Source organism: Streptomyces sp. NPDC030991, from assembly GCF_055571235.1.
Map to the genome: position 1 here is coordinate 169007 of NZ_JBVIFR010000010.1, position 25979 is coordinate 194985.

At 74.3% G+C, this 25979-nt stretch carries 3 protein-coding genes (1 of these 3 cut by a window edge); all 3 read right to left on the reverse strand.

Features of this window, described 5'->3' with window-relative positions:
* Tightly spaced (each overlapping or abutting the next), the 3 genes in view from ACZ45E_RS20565 to ACZ45E_RS20575 form a layout consistent with a single transcriptional unit that may run on beyond the window.
* A complete protein-coding gene (locus tag ACZ45E_RS20565) occupies positions 1-10863 on the reverse strand; it encodes a type I polyketide synthase (protein WP_468222598.1) in 10863 nt (3620 codons plus the stop codon).
* Positions 10860-21626, reverse strand: coding sequence for a type I polyketide synthase (locus ACZ45E_RS20570; RefSeq protein ID WP_468222599.1), 10767 nt, complete (start codon positions 21624-21626; stop codon positions 10860-10862). The genes ACZ45E_RS20565 and ACZ45E_RS20570 overlap by 4 nt, the downstream gene beginning before the upstream one ends.
* Positions 21623-25979: the final stretch of a type I polyketide synthase gene (locus tag ACZ45E_RS20575; RefSeq protein ID WP_468222480.1), read on the reverse strand. The gene runs 12746 nt beyond the window's last position; the window shows 4357 of its 17103 coding nt (coding positions 12747-17103); its start codon lies off the right edge, out of view — the gene reads right to left on this strand; the stop codon is at positions 21623-21625. Before ACZ45E_RS20575 ends, ACZ45E_RS20570 begins: the two co-directional genes overlap by 4 nt.

A 25979-nucleotide genomic window follows, 5' to 3' on the forward strand; every position in this document is an offset into this window, starting at 1 on the left:
TCAGTCGAGCTGCTCGAAGAGCGCGAACAGTTCCTCGTCGCTGGCGTTCTCCAGGTCCCCTTCGCCCGAGGTGTCCGCCGCTCCCGCCGGGCCCGCGGCGTCCGCGGCCTCGGCGGCCCGCAGCAGTTCGCGCAGGCGCGCGGTGATCCGGTCGCGTGCTTCCGCGTCGGGGCCCGCGGACTCGATGACCGCTTCCAGGCCGGCGAGACCGGCGAGGACCGCGTCGGCGGGCGAGGCCTCGTCAACGGCGAGTTCGGCCCGCAGGTAACGGGCGAGCGCCTGCGGGGTCGGGTGGTCGAAGACGAGCGTGGCGGGGAGCTTGAGGCCGGTCGCCTCCCGGAGCCGGTTGCGCAGCTCCACCGAGGTCAGCGAGTCGAACCCGGCCTCGTTGAACGCGGTGTCCGGGCGGACGCTCTCGGCGCCGCTGTGCCCGAGGACGACCGCGGCCTGTGCGCGGACCACGTCGAGGAGCAGTGCCTCCTGCTTCGAGGTGGGCAGCCCGGCGAGCCGGTCGGCCAGCTGCCGCCGCTCGCCGCCGCTGCCGGCGGACTGTGCCTGCTGGCGGCCCGCGCGGACGAGACCGCGCAGCAGGTGCGGCACTCCCCCGCCCGCCGCCGCGTCGGCGCGGACCGCCCGCAGGTCCAGCTTGAGCGGGACGAGGAGCGCGTGCTCGGAGCCCAGCGCGGCGTCGAACAGCTCCATGCCCTCGGCGGACGGCAGCGCCAGCACGCCACCGCGCCCCTCACGCCGGCCCATCCGGGTCCTGGTGAGGTCGTCGATGTTGCCTGCCATGCCGGTGACCTGCTCCCACGGGCCCCAGGACAGGGAGAGTCCGGGCAGGCCCGCCGCGCGGCGGTGGGCCATGAGGCCGTCCAGGAAGGCGTTGGCCGCCGCGTAGTTGCCGCTGCCCGCACCCATGAAGACGGACGAGGCGGAGGAGTAGACGACGAACGCGTCGAGGTCCAGGCCGCGGGTGAGCGCGTCGAGGTGGCGTACGGCGTCGACCTTCGGCGCGAAGACCGTGGCCAGCCGCTCCGGGGTCAGCGCGCCGATCACACCCGGGTCGAACACGCCGGCCGTGTGCACCACGCCGCGCAGCGGGTGGTCCTGCGGGACCGCGGTCAGCAGCGCCTCGACCTGGGTACGGTCCGACACGTCGCAGGCGACGGCGGAGACCGTCGCGCCCAGCTCGGTGAGTTCCGCGACCAGCTCCGGTACGCCCGGCGCGGCCGGGCCGCGGCGGCTGACGAGGACGAGGTGGCGCACTCCGTTGCGGGTGACCAACTGCCGGGCCGCGAGGGCGCCGAGCGAGCCGCCGCCCGAGACCAGGACGGTCCCGTCGGCCCGGAACACCTCCCGCGGGCGGACGGTCCCGTCGGCGACCCGGGCGAGCCGGGGCACGGCGAGGGCGGCGCCGCGCACCGCGACCTGCGGTTCGCCGCCCGCCAGCACGTCGGCGAGTACGGAGTCGAGGACCGGTTCCAGGCCGCCGTCGGCGCCGGGGTCGGCGTCGATCAGGACGATCCGGTCGGGGTTCTCGGACTGGGCGGCGCGCACCAGGCCCCACACCGCCGATCCGGCCGGGTCGGACACCACGCCGTCCCCCGCGGCGACCGCGCCCCGGGAGACGACCACCAGGCGCGATTCCTCGACGCCCTCGGCGCCCAGCCATGCCTGGACCACGCCCAGCACCCGGGAGGTCAGCGCGAGGACGGCGTCGTCCCCGTCGCCGCCGACGGCCTCCACGACCACGGCCGCCGGTACAGCGCCGCCCCCGGTCAGGGCCGTCACGTCGTCGCCCGAGGTCACCGGCACCCACGGCGGGGCGGGCTCCGAGGACCGGGCCGCGGAGAGGTCGGTCCACTCGACCGCGAACAGTGAGTCGCGGCTCTCCTGCGCCGCCGTGGCGCCCAGCTGGTCGATGGAGACGGCGCGCATGACCAGCGCGTCCATCGTCAGGACGGGGCTGCCGGTCTCGTCCGCCGCCGCGACCGTCAGTGCGTCCGCGCCGTTCGGCGCGACCCGCACGCGCAGCGCAGAGGCGCCCGCGGCGTGCAGCACCAGGCCGTTCCAGGAGAAGGGCATCACCGGTTGCCCGGCGCCCTCCTCGCCGGGCGCGTCCGAAGCGGCGAACGTCCCTGCCTGCAAGGCCGCGTCGAGCAGCGCGGGGTGGAGGCCGAAGCCGCCGGCCTGCTTGCGCTCGTCGTCGGGCAGGGCGACCTCGGCGAAGAGTTCGTCGCCGCGCCGCCACACCGCGCGGACGCCCTGGAACACGGGGCCGTACGCGTACCCGCGCTCAAGGAGTCCCTCGTACAACTCGGTGGTGTCCAGCTCCACTTGTTCGGCGCCGGCCGGGGGCCAGGCGGCGAAGTCGAAGTCGGTGGCATGCGTCGTGGCCGCGGCCGACAGGAGTCCGGTGGCGTGCCGTGTCCATGTGTCGCGGTCGCCGGAGGTGTCCTCGCGCTGCGAGTAGATCTCCAGGGTGCGCGTGCCGTTCTCGTCCGGTCCGCCGACGGCGACCTGGACGCGTACGCCGCCCTGCTCGGGCACGATCAGGGGCGCCTCGGTCACGAGCTCTTCCAGTACGCCGCACCCGGCCTCGTCACCGGCGCGTACCGCCAGCTCCACCAGGCCGGTGGCGGGGATGAGGACCAGACCGCCGACCACGTGGTCGCCCAGCCAGGGGTGCGACTTGAGCGACAGGCGGGAGGTGAAGACCAGGCCGTCGGAGTGCGGCAGCCGCACCACGGCGCCGAGCAGCGGGTGACCGGCTCCGGCGAGTCCGAGGGAGTTCGCGTCGGTGTGGGCCGGGGCCGTGTGGAGCCAGAAGTGCTGGTGGTCGAAGGCGTACGTCGGCAGGGCGAGGCGCGCGGACCCGGCGGGCAGCACCCCGCTCCAGTCGACGGGAACGCCGCGGACGAACAGCTCGGCCATCGAGGTCAGCAGCCGCCGCAGACCCCCCTCTTCGCGGCGCAGCGACCCGGTCACCACCGTGCCGCCAACGTCCTCGGCACCGTCCAGGATCTCGCTGATCGGCTGCACCAGCACCGGGTGCGCGCTGACCTCGACGAACGCGCCGTGGCCCTGCCGGACCAGCTCGGTGACGGCCGGACCGAACCCGACCTGACCGCGCAGATTCCCGTACCAGTAACCGCCGTCCAGGACACCGGAGTCCTCGATCCAGCCGCCCGTCACCGTCGAGTAGAACGGCACCAATGGCGCCTGCGCCTCGATACCGGAGAGCCTCTCGGCCAAGACCTGCTCGATGTCCTCGACGTGGCGGGTGTGCGACGCGTAGTCCACCGCGACCCGCCGCACCCGGACACCGTCCTCCGTAAGGGCTTCGAGCGCCTCGTCCAACGCCTCCGCGTCACCGGCGATCACCACCGAACTCGGACCATTGACCGCGGCCACCTCGACCCGGCCCGCCCACCGCACCAGACGCGCAACCGCCTCCGCCTCGCTCAACGCGACCGATGCCATACCGCCCCGACCGGCAAGCCGCTCACCGATCGCCTGACTGCGCAACGCCACCACACGGGCCGCGTCCTCCAGCGACAACGCGCCGGAGACACAGGCGGCCGCGATCTCGCCCTGCGAGTGGCCGAGCACCGCATCCGGCAGCACACCCACCGACGACCACACCGCCGCGAGACCCACCATCACCGCGAAACTCGCCGGCTGCACCACATCGACGCGCTCCAGCAACCCCGGGGCGGCCTCTCCGCGCAACACGTCGACCAACGACCAGTCGACGTACGGGTCGAGGGCGGCCGCGCACTCGGCGATCCGCTCCGCGAACACAGGCGAGGTGTCCAACAACTCCCGGCCCATACCCACCCACTGCGAGCCCTGACCGGGGAACACCCACACGACCTTGCCCGACGCCCCCGAACCGGAGACGACACCAGCCGCGCTCTCCCCAGCCGCCAGCGCTCGCAGACCGGACAACGCCTCCTCGCGCGAACCGGCCACAACCACCGCCCGCTCCCCCAGCAGAGTGCGCTGGGACACGAGGGACGCCGCCAGCGACGCAGGCGAGAGCTCCCGAGCGTCTTCGACGAACGACGCGAGGCGCTCGGCCTGCCCCGCCAGCGAAGCGGTACCGCGCGCCGACACCACCAGCGGCACCACGTCCGCGGAGACCAGCGGCTGCTGCGGCTCCGGGGCGGGCGTTCCGTCCTCGTCCGGGACCTCCTCCAGGATCAGGTGCGCGTTCGTCCCGCTGACGCCGAACGAGGAGACTCCGGCCCGGCGCGGACGGCCGTCGGCCGACCACTCGCGGGCCTCCGTGAGCAGCTCCACCGCGCCCGCCGTCCAGTCGACCTGGGACGTGCGCCGGTCCGCGTGCAGCGTCGGCGGCAGTACACCGTGGCGCAGTGCCTGCACCATCTTGATGACGCTGGCGACGCCGGACGCGGCCTGCGCGTGGCCGATGTTCGACTTCAACGAGCCGAGCCACAAGGGCTGTTGGGGGTCGCGGTCCTTGCCGTACGTGGCGAGCAGCGCCTGTGCCTCGATCGGGTCGCCGAGCGCCGTGCCGGTGCCGTGGCCCTCCACCACGTCGACGTCCGCCGCCGAGAGGCCCGCGTTGGCGAGCGCCTTGCGGATGACGCGCTGCTGCGAGGGTCCGTTCGGGGCGGTGAGGCCGTTGGAGGCGCCGTCCTGGTTGACGGCGCTGCCGCGCAGTACCGCGAGGACCTGGTGGCCGCGTTCGCGGGCCACCGACAGGCGCTCCAGGAGTACGACGCCCACGCCCTCGGACAGGCCCATGCCGTCGGCGCCGTCCGCGAACGCCTTGGACCGGCCGTCGCCGGCCAGGCCGCGCTGGCGCGAGAACGCCATGAAGGTGGCGGGGGTCGCCATCACCATCGCACCGCCGGCGAGCGCCATGGAGCACTCGCCCTGCCGCAGCGACTGCGCTGCGAGGTGCATGGCCACGAGCGAGGAGGAGCAGGCCGTGTCGACCGACACCGCCGGGCCCTCGAAGCCGAAGACGTACGAGACACGGCCCGACGCCACGCTCGACGCGAGGCCCGTACCCGCGAAACCCTCCACCTCCGGGGCGATGGCCCCGGTCCCGTAGCCCTGGCCCGAGACGCCGGAGAACACGCCGATGTCCGTGCCCTTGAGCGCGAACGGGTCGATGCCCGCCCCTTCGAGCGCTTCCCAGGAGGTCTCCAGGAGGAGCCGCTGCTGCGGGTCCATCGCCAGCGCCTCGCGCGGCGAGATCCCGAAGAACCCGGGGTCGAACAGGCCCGCGCCGCGCAGGAATCCGCCCTGGCTGACGTACGAGGTGCCCGCGTGGTCCGGGTCCGGGTCGAAGAGGCCCTCCAGGTCCCAGCCGCGGTCCTCGGGGAAGTCGGAGATCGCGTCGACCCCGTCGACGACGAGCTTCCACAGCTCCTCCGGCGAGGTGACACCGCCCGGCAGGCGGCACGCCATGCCGACGATGGCCAGCGGCTCGTCCGTGTCGCCGGTGGCGGCCGCTCGCGTCTCGGGCTCGACCGCCGCGGGCTCGTCGAACTCGCCGCGCAGGAACCGGGCGAGGACCAGAGGGCTCGGGTAGTCGAAGACGAGCGTGGGAGGCAGTTTCAGGCCGGTGGCCTCGCGCAGCCTGTTGCGCAGTTCGACCGAGGTCAGCGAGTCGAAGCCGGCCTCGTTGAACGCGATGTCCGGGCGGATGGCGTCCGCGCCGCTGTGGCCGAGGACGACCGCGGCCTGGGTGCGTACCAGGTCGAGCAGCAACTCCTCCTGCGCGGCGGCCGTGAGCCCGGCCAGCCGGTCGGAGAGCTGGCTGCCGCCGGCGGTGCTCGCCGCGCGGACCTGCTGCCGGCCGGCCCGGACGAGACCGCGCAGCAGGTGCGGTACGGCGGCGCCCGCCGCCGCGTCGGCCCGCACGCTCCTCAGGTCGAGCTTGACCGGTACGAGAAGTGCCTCGTCGGAGGCGAGGGCGGTGTCGAACAGTGCCATGCCGTCGGCCGCCGTGATCTCCAGGACTCCGCTGCGGCCGGCCCGCGCCTGGTCGACCGCGCTGAGGTGGCTCGCCATGCCGAGGGACTGTTCCCACAGCCCCCAGGCCAGGGACAGGCCGGGCAGGCCCGCCGCGCGGCGGGTGCTCATCAGGCCGTCGAGGAAGGCGTTGGCGCCCGAGTAGTTGCCTTGACCCGCGCCTCCGGAGAGGCCCGCCACGGAGGAGAAGACGACGAACGCGTCCAGGTCCAGGTGGCGGGTGAGCGCGTCGAGGTGGCGTACGGCGTCGGCCTTCGGCGCGTACACCTTGGCGAGGCGCTCCGGGGTGAGGTCCGCGATGAGCCCGTCGTCGAAGACGCCGGCCGTGTGCACGACGCCCCGCAGGTCGGGCAGGGAGGCGAGGAGCGCCTCTGTCCTGTCGCGGTCGGAGAGGTCGCAGGCGACGAGCGAGACGGCCGCGCCGCTCTCGGCGAGTTCGTCCGCGAGTGCGCGGGCGCCGTCGGCCGCCGGGCCCCTGCGGCTGGCCAGGACCAGCCGCCGTACGCCGTGCCGGGTGACGAGGTGCCGGGCGACGACGCCGCCCAGCGAACCGCCGCCGGAGATCAGGACGGTGCCTTCGGGGCCGAACGTCGCGGGTTCGTCGGCGGCCTGCCCGGTGGGTCGGGCGAGCCGGGGGACCGACATGGCCGAGCCGCCGCGGACGGCGACCTGGGGTTCGCCGGTGGCCGTCACGGGGCCGAGGACGTAGTCGATGACCGAGTCCACGCCGCCGTCGGCGGTGGGGTCGGTGTCGAGGAGGACGAGCCGGTCCGGGCTCTCGGACTGTGCGGCGCGTACGAGGCCCCACACCGCCGCTCCGGCCGGGTCGGTGACGGCGGTACCGCCCGCGGCCACCGCGCCCCGGGTCGCGACGACGAGCCGCGACTCCTCCAGGCCGTCCTCGGCCAGCCACGCCTGCAGCACGCCCAGTACGCGGGTGGACAGGGCGAGTACGGCGTCGTCGCCGTCCCCGCCGATGGCCTCCAGGACCGCGACGGCCGGTGCGGCGCCGCTCGCGGCCACGGCCGCCACGTCCTCGGCCGAGGTCACCGGCAGCCACGACGGCGGGAGGTCCGAGTCGGGCGGCGCGGGCAGGTCGGCCCATTCGAGGCGGAAGAGCGCGTTGGCGGCCGTCCCGCCCGCCGGTGTCTCCAGCTGCTCGGCGGAGACGGCCCGGGACACCAGCGAGTCCAGCGTCACCACGAGCCCGCCGGCTTCGTCGGCCGCCTGGACGGACAGGGCGTCCGGGCCGTTCGACGCGATGCGGACGCGCAGCGCCGAGGCGCCCGAGGCGTGCAGCACGAGGCCGTTCCACGCGAAGGCCAGGACGGGCGCCCCGGAGTCGTCCGGTTCGCCGCCCGCAGCGTTCCCGATCGTGGCGGCCTGGAGGGCCGCGTCGAGGAGGGCGGGGTGGACGCCGAACCTGCCGGCCTCCTGGCGCAGTTCGTCGGGGAGGGCGACCTCGGCGAAGACCTCGTCGCCGCGCCGCCACACCGCGCGTACGCCCTGGAAGGCGGGGCCGTAGCCGTAGCCGCGCTCGGTCAGGTCGCGGTAGAAGTCGCCGACCTCGACCTGTTCGGCGCCGGGCGGCGGCCAGGCGGTGAAGTCGGCGTCGGTCTCCGGCGCCGCGGGTGCGGGCGCCAGCGTGCCGGCGGCGTGCCGCGTCCACGCTCCGTCGTCCTCGGGGGCGTCCTCGCGCTGGGAGTGGACCTCGACCGTGCGGGCGCCGTGGTCGTCGGGTGCGCCCAGGGCGACCTGGACGCGTACGCCGCCCTGCGGGGGCACGACGAGCGGCGTCTCGATCACGAGCTCGTCGAGGGCGCCGCACTCGGCCTCGTCACCGGCGCGCACGGCCAGTTCGACCAGGCCGGAGCCGGGGAGGATGACGGTGCCGCCGACGGCGTGGTCGGCGAGCCAGGGGTGGGACTTGAGCGAGAGCCGTGAGGTGAAGACCAGGCCGTCGGAGTGCGGCAGCCGCACCACGGCACCGAGCAGCGGGTGGTCGGCGGCCGACTGCCCGAGGGAGGCGGCGTCGGTCACCGCCCCGGTCTCGTGGAGCCAGTAGTGCTGGTGGTCGAAGGCGTACGTGGGCAGCTCGACCCGCGATGCGGCGGCGTCGGCGGGCAGGACTCCGGCCCAGTCGACGGGGACGCCGCGGACGAACAGCTCGGCCATCGAGGTCAGCAGGCGGCGCGGGCCGCCCTCCTCACGCCGCAGCGAACCGGTCACGACCGGTGCGGTGACCGTCTCGCTGCCGTCCAGGATCTCAGTGATCGGCTGCACCAGCACCGGGTGCGCGCTGATCTCGACGAAGGCGCCATGTCCCTGCCGGACCAGCTCGGCGACGGCCGGGCCGAACCTCACCTGGCCGCGCAGATTCCCGTACCAGTAGCCGCCGTCCAGGACACCGGCATCCTCGACCCAGCCGCTCTTCACCGTCGAGTAGAAGGGGATCGCGGGCGCCTGCGCGTCGATGCCGGAGAGCGTCTCGGCCAGGATGTTCTTGATGTCCTCCACGTGGCGGGTGTGCGAGGCGTAGTCCACGGCGACCCGGCGCACCCGGACACCCTCCGCGGAGAGGAAGGCGAGCGCCTCGTCCAGCGCCTCCGCGTCACCGGCGATCACCACCGAGTGCGGGCCGTTGACGGCCGCGACCTCGACCCGGTCCGCCCAGCGCTCCAGACGGGCGACCGCCTCGTCCTCGCTCAGGGCGACCGACGCCATGCCACCGCGCCCGGCCAGTTCCACAGCGATGGCCTGGCTGCGCAGGGCCACGACACTCGCCGCGGCCGGCAGCGACAACGCGCCGGACACGCACGCCGCCGCGATCTCGCCCTGCGAGTGGCCGAGCACCGCGTCGGGGCGCACCCCGGCCGAGGACCACACCGCGGCCAAGCCCACCATCACCGCGAAACTCGCGGGCTGCACCACGTCCACCCGCTCCAACAGCTCCGGAGCAGCCTCTCCGCGCAACACGTCGACCAACGACCAGTCGATATACGGGTCGAGGGCGGTCGCACACTCGGCGATCCGCTCGGCGAACACCGGTGAGGAATCCAGCAACTCCCGGCCCATGCCCACCCATTGGGAACCCTGCCCGGGGAACACCCAGACGACCTTGCCCGACGCCCCCGAACCGGAGACGACACCGGCCGCGCTCTCCCCGGCCGCCAGCGCTCGCAGCCCGGACAGCGCCTCCTCGCGCGAACCGGCGACGACCACCGCACGGTCGGTCAGCAGTGCGCGGTGGGAGACCAGGGACCCGGCGAGCGCCGCAAGCGGCACCTCCTCGGTGCCCTGGGCGCCTTCGACGAGCGCCGCGAGGCGCTCGGCCTGGCCCGCCAGCGAGGCGGTGCCGCGCGCCGACACCACGAGCGGCACCACATCGCCGTCGTCCGTGGTCCCGGCCTGCGCCTCCTCGGCGGGCGCCTCCTCCAGGATCAGGTGTGCGTTCGTCCCGCTCACGCCGAACGCGGAGACGCCGGCCCGGCGCGGGCGGCTGTCCTCGCCCGGCCATGCGCGGGCCTCGGTCAGCAGCTCGACCCCGCCCGCCGACCAGTCGACCTGGGACGTCGGGGCGTCCACGTGGAGCGTCGCGGGCATCACGCCCTTGCGCAGCGCCTGCACCATCTTGATGACACCGGCCACGCCGGCGGCACCCTGCGTGTGACCGATGTTGGACTTCAACGAGCCAAGGTACAGGGGCTGTTGGGGATCACGGTCCTTGCCGTACGTGGCGAGCAGCGCCTGCGCCTCGATCGGGTCGCCGAGGACCGTGCCCGTGCCGTGGCCCTCCACGACGTCGATGTCCGACGCGGTGAGACCCGCGTTGGCCAGCGCGCCACGGATGACGCGCTGCTGGGCGGGGCCGTTCGGGGCGGTCAGGCCGTTGGAGGCGCCATCCTGGTTGACGGCGCTGCCGCGCAGCACCGCGAGGATCTGGTGGCCGCGCTCGCGGGCCACCGACAGGCGCTCCAGGACGACCACGCCGACGCCCTCGGCCCATCCGGTGCCGTCGGCGCCGTCCGCGTACGCCTTGCAGCGGCCGTCGGAGGCGAGGCCGCGCTGGCGGGAGAACTCCACGAACGCGCCGGGGTTGGCCATGACCGTCGCGCCGCCGGCCAGCGCCATGGAGCATTCGCCCTGCCGCAGCGACTGCGCGGCCAGGTGCATCGCCACCAGGGACGAGGAGCACGCCGAGTCGATGGTGACGGCCGGGCCCTCGAAGCCGAGGACGTAGGAGACACGGCCCGACGCCACGCTGGTGGAACCGCCGGTGCCCGCGAAGCCCTCCAGTTCGGGCGTCACCACGCTGGCGCCGGGGGCGACATAGCCCTGGCCGAACAGCCCCGTGAACACGCCGACGTCGGCGCCCTTCAGCGAGAGCGGGTCGATGCCCGCGCTCTCCAGGGCCTCCCAGGAGGATTCCAGGAGCAGCCGCTGCTGCGGGTCCATCGCCAGCGCCTCGCGGGGCGAGATCCCGAAGAACCCGGCGTCGAAGAGGCCCGCCTCGTGGAGGAAGCCGCCCCGGTCCGTGTACGAGGTACCCGCGCGCTCGGGGTCCGGGTCGAACAGGCCCTCCAGGTCCCAGCCCCGGTCCTCCGGGAAGCCGGTCACGGCGTCGCGGCCGTCCCTTACCAGGCTCCACAGGTCCTCGGGACCCGCCACTTCCCCGGGCAGCCTGCATGCCATGCCCACCACGGCCACCGGCTCGCGGGACGCGTCGATGAGCCGGCGGTTCTGCTTCTTGAGCGAACCGACCTCCTCGAGCGATGCCCGTAGCGCCTCGACGACCTTTTCGTACGACGCACTCACTTGAAATCCCCAATCAGTCCGGTGTCGCGGAGTCAGTTGTCGCCGAGCGCCAGGTGGACGAGGTCGTCGACGTTGAGATCGGCGACCGCCGTCTCGCCCGCGTCGTCCGGCGCGGCGGCCGCCGGATCGCCGTCGCCGAGGGCGGCAAGGCCGACCAGGGCTTCCATCAGTCCGGCCTCCCGGAACCGCGCCAGCGGGAGTGAGGCGAGTGCGTGCCGCAGCCGCACCTCGTCCACGTCCGGGCCGGCGGTGCCGTCCGGGACGAGTTCGGTGTGCAGGTGGCGGCCCAGGGTCTGCGGGTTCGGATAGTCGAAGACCAGGGTGGCGGGCAGTTTCAGGCCGGTCGCCTCGCGCAGCTTGTTGCGCAGTTCCACGGCGGTGAGCGAGTCGAAGCCCGTGTCCTTGAACGCGATGTCCGCCGGCACCCCGTCCGCTCCGGCGTGGCCGAGCACGAGCGCGGCCTGGGTGCGGACCAGGTCGACGAGGGTCTTCTCCTGTTCGGCGGCGCTGAGCCGGGAGAGGCGGCGCAGCAGTTCGCCGTCCCTGACGGAGCCGGCCCGCGCCTGCTGGCGGCCCGCGCGGACCAGGCCGCGCAGCATGTGCGGCACTGCGGTGCCGGCCGCCGCGTCGGCGCGTACGGCGCGCAGGTCCAGCTTGGCGGGGACGAGCAGGGACCGCGCGGACCCGACCGCGGCGTCGAAGAGCCGCATGCCGTCGGCCGGGCTCATGATCTGGAGACCACCGCGCCGGCCCATCCGGGACCTGACGAGGTCGTCGGTGTCGGCCGCCATGCCGCCGCCGCTCTGCTCCCACAGCCCCCAGGCCAGGGAGAGTCCGGGCAGCCCGGCCGCGCGGCGGTTGGCCATCAGGCCGTCGAGGTAGGCGTTGGCCGCCGCGTAACTGCCGCTGCCCGCACCCATGAAGACGCCCGAGACGGAGGAGTAGACGACGAATGCGTCGAGGCCGAGACCCAGGCCGCGGGTCAGCTCGTCGAGATGGCGTACGGCGTCGACCTTCGGCCCGAACACCCTCGCCAGGCGCTCCGGTGTCAGTGTTTCGATGACACCGGCGTCCAGGACACCGGCCGTGTGCAGGACTCCGCGCAGGTCGGGTATCGAGGCCAGCAGATCCTTCGCCTGGTCACGGTCGGAGACGTCGCAGGCCACGACGGAGACCACCGCACCCTGCCCGGTCAGCTCGGCGACCAACTCCCCGGCCCCCTCGGCCTCCGGACCCCGGCGGCTGGCAAGCACCAGACTCCGCACGCCGTACCGCGCCACCAGATGCCGGGCCGCCAGCGCACCCAGCGAACCCGTACCACCCGTGACAAGAACCGTCCCCTCCGGACCGAACACCCGCGCCCCGTCAGCGACGTGAGCGCGCGCGACACGCGGCACGGACAGAACCGTCCCGCGCACGGCGACCTGCGGCTCACCACCGGCCAACGCCGCACCCAGGATGCCCACGAGCCCCTCAGTACCGGTCTCGGCCACCGGATCGGTGTCGATCAGGACGATCCGGCCGGGGTTCTCCGCCTGCGCCGCACGCACCAGACCCCACACCGCCGACCCCGCAGGATCGGACACCCCACCATCACCGGCGGGCACCGCACCGCGCGTCGCCACCACCAACCGCGCCTCGTCGAGACCATCGCCAGCCAGCCACGCCTGCACCACACCCAGCACCCGCGAGGACAGAGCGAGCACCGCATCCGCGCCGTCACCGCCCACCGCTTCCACAACCACCACGGGCACATCGGCGGACAACGCCGCCACATCCTCCGCGCAGACCACCGACACCCACTCCGGAGCCGCCGACGGGGTCTGCTGTGCTGGCAGTTGGGTCCAGTCCACCTGGAACAGCGACTCGGCGGTCACGGCCGGGTCCCCGGCGCCGGCCAGTTGCTCGGCGGTCAGTTCCCGCAGGGACAGCGAGTCCGCCGACACCACCAGGCCACCGGTCTCGTCCGCCGCATCGAGCGCCAGCAGTCCGGAGCCGCTGCGCCGCAGGCGGACCCGTAGCGCCGAGGCGCCGGCGGCGTGCAGCACCAGGCCGGTCCAGTCGAGGGGCTGGCGGATCCCGTCACCGTCGGCCGCCGCGCCGCCCAGCGTGTGGGCGTGCAGGGCGGCGTCGAGCAGCGCCGGGTGAATGCCGAAACCGGCGGCGTCCTTACGGTGTTCCTCGGGCAGGGCGACCTCGGCGAAGAGTTCGTCGCCGCGCCGCCACAGCGCGCGGACGCCCTGGAAAGCGGGGCCGTACTCGTAGCCCTGTGCGGCCGGACCGGAGTAGAAGTCGTCGGCGTCGACGCTCTCCGCGCCGGCCGGGGGCCAGACGGTGAAGTCGAACTCCGCCTCGCGGTGGGGCGCCTGAGCCGAGAGCGTGCCGGTGGCGTGCCGTGTCCACGTGTCGCGGTCGCCGGCGGTGTCCTCGCGCTGCGAGTAGATCTCCAGGGTGCGCGTGCCGTTCTCGTCCGGTCCGCCGACGGCGACCTGGATCCGTACGCCGCCCTGCTCGGACACGATCAGGGGCGCCTCGGTCACGAGCTCTTCCAGTACGCCGCACCCGGCCTCGTCACCGGCGCGTACCGCCAGCTCGGCCAGGCCGGTGGCGGGGAAGACGAAGGCCCCGCCGACGAGATGGTCGGCCAGCCAGGCATGTGACTTGAGCGAAAGCCGCGAGGTGAACAACAGGCCCTCGGAGTGCGGCAGTTGGAGCATCGCCCCGAGGATCGGGTGGTCGACGGCCGCCTGGCCGAGCGACGCCGCGTCGGTGGTGGCCCGTGCCGTGTGGAGCCAGTAGTGCTGGTGGTCGAAGGCGTATGTCGGCAGGTCGACGCCTGCCGCGGTGGTTCCGGCGGGGAGCACTCCGCTCCAGTCGACGGGGACACCGCGGACGAACAACTCGGCCATCGAGGTCAGCAGTCGGCGCAGACCCCCCTCCTCGCGCCGCAGTGACCCGGTCACGACCGAGGCGGTGACCGTCTCGCTGCCGTCCAGGATCTCGGTGATCGGCTGCACCAGCACCGGGTGCGCACTGACCTCGACGAACGCACCGTGGCCCTGCCGGACCAGCTCGGTGACGGCCGGACCGAACCCGACCTGACCGCGCAGATTCCCGTACCAGTAACGCCCGTTGAGCACATCGGCGTCCTCGACCCAGCCGCCCGTCACCGTCGAGTAGAACGGCACCAATGGCGCCTGCGCCTCGATACCGGAGAGCCTCTCGGCGAGGATCTGCTCGATGTCCTCGACGTGGCGGGTGTGCGACGCGTAGTCCACCGCGACCCGGCGCACCCGGACACCGTCCTCCGTAAGGGCTTCGAGCACCTCGTCCAGAGCCTCGGCATCACCGGCGATCACCACTGAACTCGGACCATTGACCGCGGCCACCTCGACCCGGTCCGCCCACCGCACCAGACGCGCAACAGCCTCGTCCTCGCTCAGCGCGACCGACGCCATACCGCCCCGCCCGGCAAGCCGCTCACCGATCGCCTGACTGCGCAACGCCACCACCCGCGCCGCGTCCTCCAACGACAACGCACCAGACACACAGGCGGCCGCGATCTCACCCTGCGAGTGACCGAGCACCGCATCCGGCAGCACACCCACCGACGACCACACCGCCGCCAGACCCACCATCACCGCGAAACTCGCCGGCTGCACCACATCGACGCGCTCCAGCAGCTCCGGGGCAGCCTCTCCGCGCAGCACCTCGACGAGCGACCAGTCGATGTACGGGTCGAGGGCGGCCGCGCACTCGGCGATCCGCTCCGCGAACACAGGCGAGGTGTCCAACAACTCCCGGCCCATACCGGCCCATTGCGAACCCTGGCCGGGGAACACCCACACGACCTTGCCGGACGTCCCCGCACCGGAGACGACACCAGCCGCGCTCTCCCCCGCCGCCAGTGCTCGCAGCCCGGACAGCGCCTCCTCGCGCGAACCGGCCACAACCACCGCCCGCTCCCCCAGCAACGCCCGGGTCGTCACCAGAGCGTCGGCCAGCGACGCAGGTGAGAGCTCCGGGGCGCCCTCGACGAATGCCGCGAGGCGCTCGGCCTGACCCGCCAGCGAAGCGGTACCGCGCGCCGACACCACCAGGGGCACCACACCCCCGTCGTCCGTCGCCCGGGGTTTCGGCGTCTCCTCGGGCGCTTCCTCCAGGATCAGGTGCGCGTTCGTTCCGCTGATGCCGAACGAGGAGACACCGGCGCGGCGCGGTCGGCCCTCGCGCGGCCACTCCTGCGCCTCCGTCAGAAGCTCGATGGAGCCGTCCGACCAGTCCACCTTCGTTGTGCGCTCCCCCGCGTGCAGCGTCGGCGGCAGTACGCCGTGGCGCAGCGCCTGCACCATCTTGATCACACCGGCGACGCCGGCGGCGGCCTGCGTGTGACCGATGTTGGACTTCAACGAGCCGAGGTACAGGGGCTGTCGCGGGTCACGGTCACGTCCGTACGTCGCGATGAGCGCCTGCGCCTCGATCGGGTCGCCGAGGACCGTGCCCGTGCCGTGGCCCTCCACGACGTCCACCTCGGACGGGGTGAGCCCGGCCCCGGCCAGCGCCTTGCGGATGACGCGCTGCTGCGAGGGTCCGTTCGGGGCGGTGAGGCCGTTGGAGGCGCCGTCCTGGTTGACGGCGCTGCCGCGGAGCACCGCGAGGACCTTGTGGCCGCGTTCGCGGGCCACCGACAGGCGCTCCAGGGCGACCAGGGCCACACCTTCCGAGAGGACGGTGCCGTCGGCGTCGTCCGCGTACGCCTTGCAGTGGCCGTCGGCGGCCAGGCCGCGCTGGCGCGACATGCCGAGGACACCGATGGGCGAACCCATCACGGCGACCCCGCCGGCCAGCGCCATCGAGCACTCGCCCTGCCGCAGTGACTGCGCGGCCAGGTGCATCGCCACCAGCGACGACGAGCAGGCGGTGTCCACGGTGACGGCCGGGCCCTCGAAGCCGAAGACGTACGAGACGCGGCCCGATGCCACGCTCCCGGCGGTGGCGGTCGTGGCGAAGCCTTCGAGCTCCGCGGGCAGGTGTGTCAGGGACTCGACGTAGTCGTGGATGGAGACGCCGGAGAAGACGCCGATGCTGTCGCCGCGCGCCGAGGCCGGGTCGACTCCCGCGCTCTCCAGCGCCTCCCACGTGGTCTCCAGGAGGAGCCGCTGCTGCGGGTCCATGGCCAGCGCCTCGCGCGGCGAGATCCCGAAGAAGCCCGCGTCGAAGAGTCCGGCGCCCTCCAGGAAGCCGCCCTTGGTGGAGTACGACGTGCCCGCCTTGTCGGGGTCGGCGTCGAAGAGGGTGTCCAGGTCCCAGCCGCGGTCGTCGGGGAACGGGGACATGCCCTCGCGTCCCTCGCGCACCAGGCGCCACAGCGCGTCGGGGCCGGTGACCCCGCCGGGCAGGCGGCACGCCATGCCGACGATCGCGATGGGCTCGCCGGGGTCCGCGACGGCGGCCTCGGCCGGGGCGGAGGCGTCGGCGGCGGTACTGTCGCCGAGCTCCTCGCGCAGGTAGCGGGCGAGGGCCTGCGGGGTCGGGTAGTCGAAGATGAGCGTGGCGGGGAGCTTGACGCCGGTCGCGGCGCTGAGCCGGTTGCGCAGCTCCACGGCGGTCAGCGAGTCGAAGCCGATGTCGCTGAACCCGGTGGTGCCCTGCGTCAGTTCGGGGCTGGTGAAGCCGAGCACGGCGCCCGCCTCGGCCTGGACGAGGGCGATCAGGACGCTCTCCTGCTCGTTCTGGGAGAGCCCGGCGAGCCTGCGGACCAGGGCGCCGCTGTCCCCTGCGGCGGCCCGCGCGGTGCGGCGGCCGGCCCGGACCAGACCGCGCAGCAGGTGCTGCACTCCCCCGCCGGACGCGGCCTGGCCGCGCAGCGTCTTGAGGTCCAGCTTGATCGGTACGAGGAGCGGCTGGCCCATGTGCAGGCCCGTGTCGAAGATGCGCAGGCCCTCGGCCGGGCTCAGCGCGAGGACGCCGCCGCGGCTCATGCGGGCCTGGTCGACGGCGCTGAGGTGCGCGGTCAGGCCGTCGCTCTGCTCCCACAGGCCCCAGGCCAGCGAGAGTCCGGGCAGCCCGGCCGCGCGGCGCTCGGCCATCAGTCCGTCGAGGAAGGCGTTGGCGGCGGCGTAGTTGCCCTGGCCGGCCGAGCCCATGAGGGCGGCGGCGGACGAGAACACGACGAACGCGTCCAGGTCCAGGCCGCGGGTCAGCTCGTCGAGGTGGCGCACCGCGTCGACCTTGGGCGCGAAGACGCCGGCGAGACGCTCCGGGGTGAGGGTGGCGATGACGCCGTCGTCCAGGACACCGGCGAGGTGCACCACGCCGGTCAGCGGGTGCTCGTCCGGTACGGCGGCGAGCAAGGTCTCGACGCCGCGCCGCTCGGAGACGTCGGCGGCCACGACGGTGACCTCGGCGCCCTGCTCGGCGAGTTCGGCGACCAGCTCCTGCACGCCTTCGGCGGCGGGGCCGCGGCGGCCGGCGAGGAGCAGGTGGCGTACGCCGTGCCGGGTCACGAGGTGGCGGGCGAGGAGGGCGCCGAGGGAGCCGGTGCCGCCCGTGAGCAGCACCGTGCCCTGCGGGCCGAACACGTCGGGTTCGTCCGGGGCCTGCCCGGTGACGCGGGCGAGGCGGGGTGCGGTGAGCGTGGTGCCGCGCACCGCGATCTGCGGTTCGTCGGCGGCGAGCGCCGCGCCCAGGACCCCTTCGAGTCCCTCGGTGCCGGTGCCGGCCGCCGGGTCGGTGTCGAGCAGGACGATCCGGTCCGGGTTCTCCGCCTGCGCGGCGCGCACGAGACCCCACACCGCCGATCCGGCCGGGTCGGACACCACGCCGTCACCGGCGGGCACCGCGCCCCGGGTCACGACGACGAGCCGGGACTGTTCGGTGCCCACCGCGGCCAGCCAGCTCTGGAGGACGCCGAGTACCCGTACGGACAGGGCGAGCACGGCGTCCTCGCCGTCCCCGCCCACCGCCTCCAGGACCGCCACCGACGCGTCGGCGGTGAGCGCCGTCACGTCCTCGGCCGTGGTCAGCGGCGCCCACGCGGGTGCGGCCACCGTGTTCTGGGCCGGGGGGAGTTCGGTCCACTCGACGCCGAAGAGGGAGTCGCGGCCGTCGTCCGCCGCCGCGGCGTCGAGCTGGTCGGCGGAGACCGGCAGGGAGACCAGCGAGTCCATGGTCACCACGAGGCCGCCGGTCTCGTCGGCGGCCTGGAACGAGAGCGCGTCGGGGCCGCACGGTGCGACGCGTACCCGCAGCGCGGAGGCGCCCGCGGCGTGCAGCACGAGACCGTTCCACGCGAACGGCAGCACCTTGCGGTCGTCGTCGGGGTTGGCGAAGGCGTTGGTGTGCAGCGCCGCGTCGAGGAGCGCCGGGTGAATGCCGTACTTGCCCGCCTCGTCGCGCTGTTCGTCGGGCAGGGAGACCTCGGCGAAGACCTCGTCGCCGCGCCGCCACACCGCCCGCATGCCCTGGAAGGCGGAGCCGTAGGCGTAGCCGCGCTCGGTCAGGTCGGCGTAGAAGTTCTCGACGTCGACCGGCTGGGCGCCGGGCGGCGGCCACGCGGTGAAGTCGGTCTCGGCCTGCGGGGACCTGAGGTCGGCCGACAGGAGTCCGGTGGCGTGCCGGGTCCACGGGCCGGTGCCGTTCTCGTCGGCGGCGTCCTCGCGCAGCGAGTAGACGTCGACGGTGCGCCGGCCGGTCGCGTCCGGGCCGCTCACCGCGACCTGGACCCGCACGCCGCCGCGCTCGGGCAGGGCCAGCGGCGCCTCGATGACGAGCTCGTCCAGGACGCCGTAGCCGAACTCGTCGCCCGCGCGGACGGCGAGATCGACGTAGGCGGTGCCCGGGACGATGACGACGCCGCCGATGGCGTGCCCGGCGAGCCAGGGGTGCGACTGGAGGGAGAGGCGCGAGGTGAAGACCAGGCCGTCGGAGTGCGGGAGCTGGACCACGGCGCCGAGCAGCGGGTGGTCGGTGCCGACCAGGCCGAGGGAGGCCGAGTCGGTGGCCGAGCCGCCCATCCGGAGCCAGAAGTGCTGCTGGTCGAAGGCGTACGTGGGCAGGTCGACGGGTGCCACGCCGGTGCGGGCGGGCAGGATCGCGGCCCAGTCCACGGGCACGCCGCGGACGAACAGTTCGGCCATCGAGGCGAACAATCGCCGCAGGCCGCCCTCCTGGCGGCGCAGCGAGCCGGTCGCCAGTACGTCGGCGTCGCCCTCGGCCGCGTACGCGATCTCCGTGATGGGCTGGACGAGGACCGGGTGGGCGCTGATCTCGACGAAGACGCCGTGGCCGTCCTCGATGAGCTCGGCGACGGCGGGGCCGAACTTCACCTGGCCGCGCAGGTTGCGGTACCAGTAGCCGCCGTCCAGCACGCCGGCCTCCTCGACCAGGCTGCCGGTGACGGTGGAGAGGAAGGGGATCGCCGGTGCCTGCGCGGTGAGGCCGGCCAGCGCGTCGGCGAGGGCGTCCCGTATCCGCTCCACGTGGCGCGAGTGCGAGGCGTAGTCGACGGCGATGCGCCGGACTCGTACGCCCTGGTCCTCCAGGGTGTCCAGGGCGTCGTCCAGGGCCTGTGCGTCGCCCGCGATCACCACGGAGTGCGGGCCGTTGACGGCGGCGACCTCGACCCGGTCCGCCCAGCGCTCCAGACGGGCGACCGCCTCGTCCTCGCTCAGGGCGACCGAGGCCATGCCGCCGCGCCCGGCCAGTTCGGAGGCGATCAGCTGGCTGCGCAGCGCGACCACCCGGGCCGCGTCGTCGAGCGACAGCGCGCCGGAGACACAGGCGGCCGCGATCTCGCCCTGTGAGTGGCCGAGCACCGCGTCGGGCTCGACGCCCACGGACGACCAGACGGCCGCCAGGGCGACCACGACGGCGAAGCTCGCGGGCTGGACGACGTCCACCCGGTCGAGCAGCTCGGGGTCGGCGTCGCCGCGCACCACGTCGACAAGGGACCAGTCGACCCACCGCTCCAGGGCGGTCGCGCACTGCGCGATCCGCTCCGCGAAGACGGGCGATGAGTCCATCAACTCCCGGCCCATGCCCACCCATTGGGAGCCCTGGCCCGGGAACACCCAGACGATCTTGCCCGGTGTCCCCGCACCGCGGACGACACCGGCCGCGCTCTCGCCGGCGGCCAGGGCGCGCAGCCCGGAGAGCGCCTCCGCCGGGGAGCCGGCCAGGACGACCGCGCGCTCCCCGAGGACCGCGCGGCCCGTCACGAGGGCGCCCGCGACGTCCGTCAGCGACACCCCGTCGGTGTGCTCGACAAAGGCAGCCAGGCGATCGGCCTGGGCCGTCAGGGACGTGCCGGTGCCCGCCGACACCACCAGCGGCACCACGCCGCCCGGGTCCTTCGCCGCGGGCTCCGCCGTCTCCTCGGCGGGCGCCTCCTCCAGGATCAGGTGCGCGTTCGTCCCGCTCGCGCCGAACGAGGAGACACCGGCGCGGCGCGGACGGTCCTCACGCGGCCACTCCCGCGCCCGCGTCAGCAGCTCCACCGCGCCCGCGGACCAGTCGACCTGGGGCGTCGGCGCGTCCACGTGCAGGGTCCTGGGCAGCACGCCGTGGCGCAGCGCCTGCACGGTCTTGATGACCCCGGCCACGCCGGACGCCGCCTGGGTGTGGCCGATGACGGACTTCACCGAGCCGAGGTACAGGGGCTTTCGCGGGTCGCGGCCCTGTCCGTAGGTGGCGAGCAGCGCCTGCGCCTCGATCGGGTCGCCGAGGACGGTGCCGGTGCCGTGTCCCTCGACCGCGTCGACGTCGGCCGGGGAGAGCCCGGCGGCGGCCAGGGCCTTGCGGATCACCCGCTGCTGCGCGGGGCCGTTGGGCGCGGTCAGGCCGTTCGAGGCGCCGTCCTGGTTGACGGCGCTGCCCCGGACCACCGCGAGGACGCGGTGGCCGCGCTCGCGGGCCACCGAGAGCCGCTCCACGAGCAGCACGCCGACGCCCTCGGCCCAGCCGGAGCCGTCGGCGCCCGCCGCGTAGGACTTGCAGCGCCCGTCGAAGGCGAGGGCCCGCTGCCGGGCGAAGCCGACGAAGCCGCCCGGTGTCGCCATCACCGTGGCCCCGCCGACGAGCGCCATCGAGCACTCGCCGCGGCGCAGCGCCTGCGCGGCGAGGTGCAGCGCCACCAGCGAGGAGGAGCACATGGTGTCGACGGTGACCGCCGGTCCCTCCAGGCCGAGGGTGTAGGCGACGCGTCCCGAGGCGACACCGCCCGCGGTGCCGAGGGCGCGCTCCAGGCTGAGGAAGTCCTCGTAGCCGCTGAGGTCGGGGGCGTAGTCCTGGTGCACCATGCCGGCGAAGACGCCTATGTCGCTGCCCCGCACCGAGTGCGGGTCGATGCCGGCGCGTTCGATGGCCTCCCAGGACACTTCGAGCAGCTGCCGCTGCTGGGGGTCCATCGCCATGGCCTCGCGCGGCGAGATGCCGAAGAACGCGGCGTCGAACCGGCCCGCCTCGTGCAGGAAGGCGCCCTCACGCACGTACGTCGTACCGGGGTTGTCCGGGTCCGGGTGGTAGAGGCCCTCGACGTCCCAGCCGCGGTCCTCGGGGAAGGCGGTGTAGACGTCGGTGCCCTCGGACACCACCCGCCACAGGTCCTCGGGGCTTCGGACTCCGCCCGCGTACCGGCAGGCCATCGAGACGATCGCGATGGGTTCCGTGGCCGCGGCCGCGAGTTCGCTGTTCTCCTGCTGAAGCCGTGCGTTCTCCTTCAGCGAGGCCCGCAGGGCCTCGACGACCTGCTTGTCCGGCGCGGACATAACCATCCTCCACGGTTCGTTCATCAGGGTCAGCTCGTCTTGCCCAGGGCTCGTTGCACCAGGTCGGCAACGTCCATGGCGTCGATCAGTTCCTCGTTGCCGCCGGCCGTCGGCGCTTCGCCGGCCGGCTCCCGCGCGGGGTCGGCGGCGGGTCCGCTGTCGTCGGCGAGGCCGAGGAGGGCCTCCAGGACCCCGGCTTCCTTGAACCGGGCGAACGGCACGGACGCCAGCACCTGCCTGAGGTCGTCCTCGCGCGCGTCGGGGCCGTCGTCGTCCTCGCGCAGCAGCTCGGAGCGGAGATATCCGACCAGCGCCTCCGGGGTGGGGTAGTCGAAGATCAGCGTCGCGGGCAGCCGCAGTCCCGTCGCCCGGTGCAGGCTGTTGCGCAGGTTCACGGCGGCCAGCGAGTCGAAACCGACCTCCTGGAACGCCTGCCGCGGGCCGATGCCCTCGGCACCGCCGTGGCCGAGCACCGTCGAGGCGTGGCCGCGCACCAGGCGGAGCAGTACGCGGTTCTGCTCGGTGTCCGAGACCGCCCGCAGGGAGTCCGCGAGGGACGCGGCGGCGTCAGCGGCCCCGCCGTTCTCGCCGTCGCCCTGTGCCGCTTCGAGCACCGCCTTCGCCTCGGGCAGGTCGGCCAGGAGCGGGCTGGCGCGCACCGAGGTGAACGCCGGGACGAACGCGGCCCAGTCCATGTCGGCCATGGCCACAAACTTCTCGTTGCCGCCCACCGCCTGGACCATCGCGACCACCGCCAGCTGCGGCGCCATGGGGAGCACCCCGCGCCGGCGCAGCTGGGCCAGTGCCGCCTCGTCCATGCCGACGCCGATCTGGTCGAGCGCGCCCCAGGCGAGCGATGTCGCCCGCAGGCCGCGCGCCCGGCGCCATTCGACGAGCGCGTCCAGTACGGCGTTGGCCGCACCGGACGGGCCCTGGCCGCCGCCGCCCCACACACCGGCGATCGAGGAGAAGACCACGAACGCGTCGAGCGGCGTGTCCTCGAACCGCTCGTCGAGCCACAGGGCGTTCTCCACCTTCGCCGTGAACACCTCGGCGAGGTCGGCGGGTCCGGTGTCGGCGACGGAGCCGGTCCGCGTGATGTCGGCGGCGTGCACCACGGCGGTGAGCGGGTGTCCGGTCTGCGCGACCAGGCGGGCGATCGCCTCCCGGTCGGTGTCCGGGCAGTCGTCGACCGTCGTGGGGACGTCGAGCCCGGCCAGTTCGGCGCGCAGCTCCGCCACGGCCCCGGCGGGCGCGTGCGCGGTGGTGGTGATCACGAGCCGGTCGGCGCCGGCCTGCGCCAGCCACACCGACACGTGCCGGCCGAGCCCCTCGGCGCCGCCGGTGACCAGGACGGTGCCGCGGGGCTGCCAGCGGCGGTCGGCGGAGTCCGTCTCCGGCAGCGGCTTGCGGACCAGGCGGCGGCTGTAGACGCCCGAGCGGCGGACCGCGAGCTGGTCCTCGCCGTCGGCGCCGGCGAGAACGCCGAGCAGGTACTGGGCCGTACGCGGGTCCGTCCCCGCGGGCAGGTCCACCAACCCGCCCCAGCGGTCGGGGTGTTCGAGCGCGACCGCCCGGCCGAGGCCCCACAGCGCCGCCTGGGCGGGCGAGGTGAGGGTGTCGTGGATACCGATGTTCACCGCGCCGCGGGTCAGGCACCACAGCGGCCGGGTGACGTTGCTGTCGGCGAGGGCCTGCACCAGTGCGAGCGTGGAGGCCGTGGCCGCGAGGGGGTCCTGCGGGCCGCCCGCCGTCCGCTCGTCCAGGGCGAGCAGCGACAGCACCCCGGTCACGTCGTGCTCGGCGAGCACACCGGTCAGCCGCTCGGCGAGGCGCTCCCGCGTACGGTCGTGCTCGCCGGCCCGGAGCCGGACCATGTCGAGCCCCTGAGCGGCCAGCTCCGCCAGCAGGGCGTCGATCGCGGTGTCCGGGCGCCGCTCGGACGGTACGACGACCAGCCAGCGCCCGCCGGGCACACCGGAGCTCTCGCGGCCCAGCGGCCGCCAGGTGACGTGGTAGCGCAGCTTCTCGGCGGAGGACTGTTCGCGCCGTCTGCCGCGCCACTGGGCGAGGACGGGCACGACCGCGCCGAGCGCGCTGCGCTCGTCGGCCGAGGCCGTCTCCAGGAGCGCGGAGAGCGAGTCCAGGTCGGCGTGTTCGACCGCCTGCCAGAAGTCGGAGTCCTCTCCCCCGGCCGTCCCGGCGGTGTCGTCGGCGGCCGCCGCCTCCTGGAGCCAGTAGCGCCGGCGGTCGAAGGCGTACGTGGGCAGCGCGACGCGGGCCGGTGCGGGGGTGGCGGGCAGGGTCGCGGCCCAGTCCACGGGGACGCCGCGGACGAAGAGTTCGGCGGCGGAGGCCAGGAGGCGGCGCAGGCCCCCGTCGTCGCGCCGCAGTGTTCCCGTGACCAGCGCGTCCGTGTCGCCGTCGGCCTCGTACACCGTCTCGCTGACCGGCTGGACGAGCACCGGGTGGGCGCTGATCTCGATGAAGACGCCGTGGCCCCGGCGGACCAGCTCGGCGACCGCGGGGGCGAACCGCACCTGGCCGCGCAGGTTCCCGTACCAGTAGGGGCTGTCGAGGACACCGGCGTCCTCGACCCAGTCGCCCGTCACGGTCGAGTGGAAGGGGATCGTGGGCGCCTGCGCCGTGATGCCGGACAGGGTCTCGGCGAGGACGTCCTCGACGTCCTCGACGTGGCGGGTGTGCGAGGCGTAGTCCACCGCGACCCGGCGGACCCGGACACCGTCCTCCTTGAGGGCTTCGAGCGCCTCGTCCAGGGCCTGGGCGTCACCGGCGATGACCACCGAGTTCGGGCTGTTGACGGCCGCGACCTCGACCCGGCCCGCCCACCGCTCCAGACGGGCGGCCGCCTCGTCCTCGCTCAGCGCCACCGACGCCATACCGCCCCGACCGGCAAGCCGCTCACCGATCGCCTGACTGCGCAACGCGACCACCCGCGCCGCGTCCTCCAGCGACAGCGCACCGGAGACACAGGCGGCCGCGATCTCACCCTGCGAGTGACCGAGTACCGCGTCGGGACGCACCCCGAGCGAGGACCAGACGGCGGCCAGAGCGACGTTGACGGCGAAGCTCGCGGGCTGCACGACGTCCACCCGCTCCAGCAGCTCCGGTTCCCCGCCCCGCAACACGCCGGTCAGCGACCAGTCGATGTACGGGTCGAGCGCGGCCGCGCACTCCGCGATCCGCTCGGCGAAGACCGGCGAAGTGTCCAGCAACTCCCGTCCCATACCGGCCCATTGGGAGCCCTGGCCGGGGAAGACCCACACGACCTTGCCCGGGCTGCCGGGACCGGCGCTGCCGGCCACCGTGTGAGCGGTGCTCTCGCCACGGGCCAGCGCCTGGAGCCCGGTGAGCGCGTCCTCCTCGCAACCGGCGACGACGACCGCGCGTTCGCTCAACAGGGCCCGGCCGGACAGCAGCGCCCCGGCGGTTCGGGACAGCGACGCGTGACCGGTGTCCTCGACGAACGCCGCGAGCCGCCCGGCCTGCCCCGCAAGTGAACCGGCGCTGCGCGCCGACACCACCAGCGGTACGACCCCGGCGGGCGCGGCCACGGCCTCCGGCGCTTCCGCGGCGGGCGCCTCCGGTGCTTCTCCGGTGGGCGCCTCGGGATCCCCGGCGGGTGCCTCCTCCAGGATCAGGTGCGCGTTCGTCCCGCTCGCGCCGAACGAGGAGACACCGGCGCGGCGCGGACGGCCATCGGCCGACCACTCGCGGGCCTCCGTGAGCAGCTCCACGGCCCCGGCCGACCAGTCCACCTGCGCGGTGGGCTCGTCCACGTGCAGGGTCGCGGGCATTGTGCCGTGCCGCAGCGCCTGCACCATCTTGATGACACCGGCCACCCCGGCGGCCGCCTGCGCGTGCCCGATGTTCGACTTCAGGGAGCCGAGATACAGCGGCCTCTGCGGGTCGCGGTCCTGGCCGTACGTGGCGAGCAGCGCCTGCGCCTCGATGGGGTCGCCCAGCGCGGTGCCGGTGCCGTGGGCCTCCACGACGTCGACGTCCGCCGCCGAGAGGCCCGCGTTGGCGAGCGCCCGGCGGATGACGCGCTGCTGCGAGGGCCCGTTGGGGGCGGTGAGGCCGTTGGAGGCGCCGTCTTGGTTGACGGCGGAGCCGCGCAGCACCGCGAGCACCTCGTGGCCGCGCTCCCGGGCCACCGAAAGACGCTCCAGCACGACCACGCCCACGCCCTCGGACCAGCCGGTGCCGTCGGCCGTCGACGCGAACGCCTTGCAGCGGCCGTCGGCGGACAGGCCCCGCTGGCGCGAGAACTCCAGGAACGCGTCCGGGCTCGCCATCACCGTCGCCCCGCCGGCCAGCGCCATCGAGCACTCGCCCTGCCGCAGCGACTGCGCGGCCAGATGC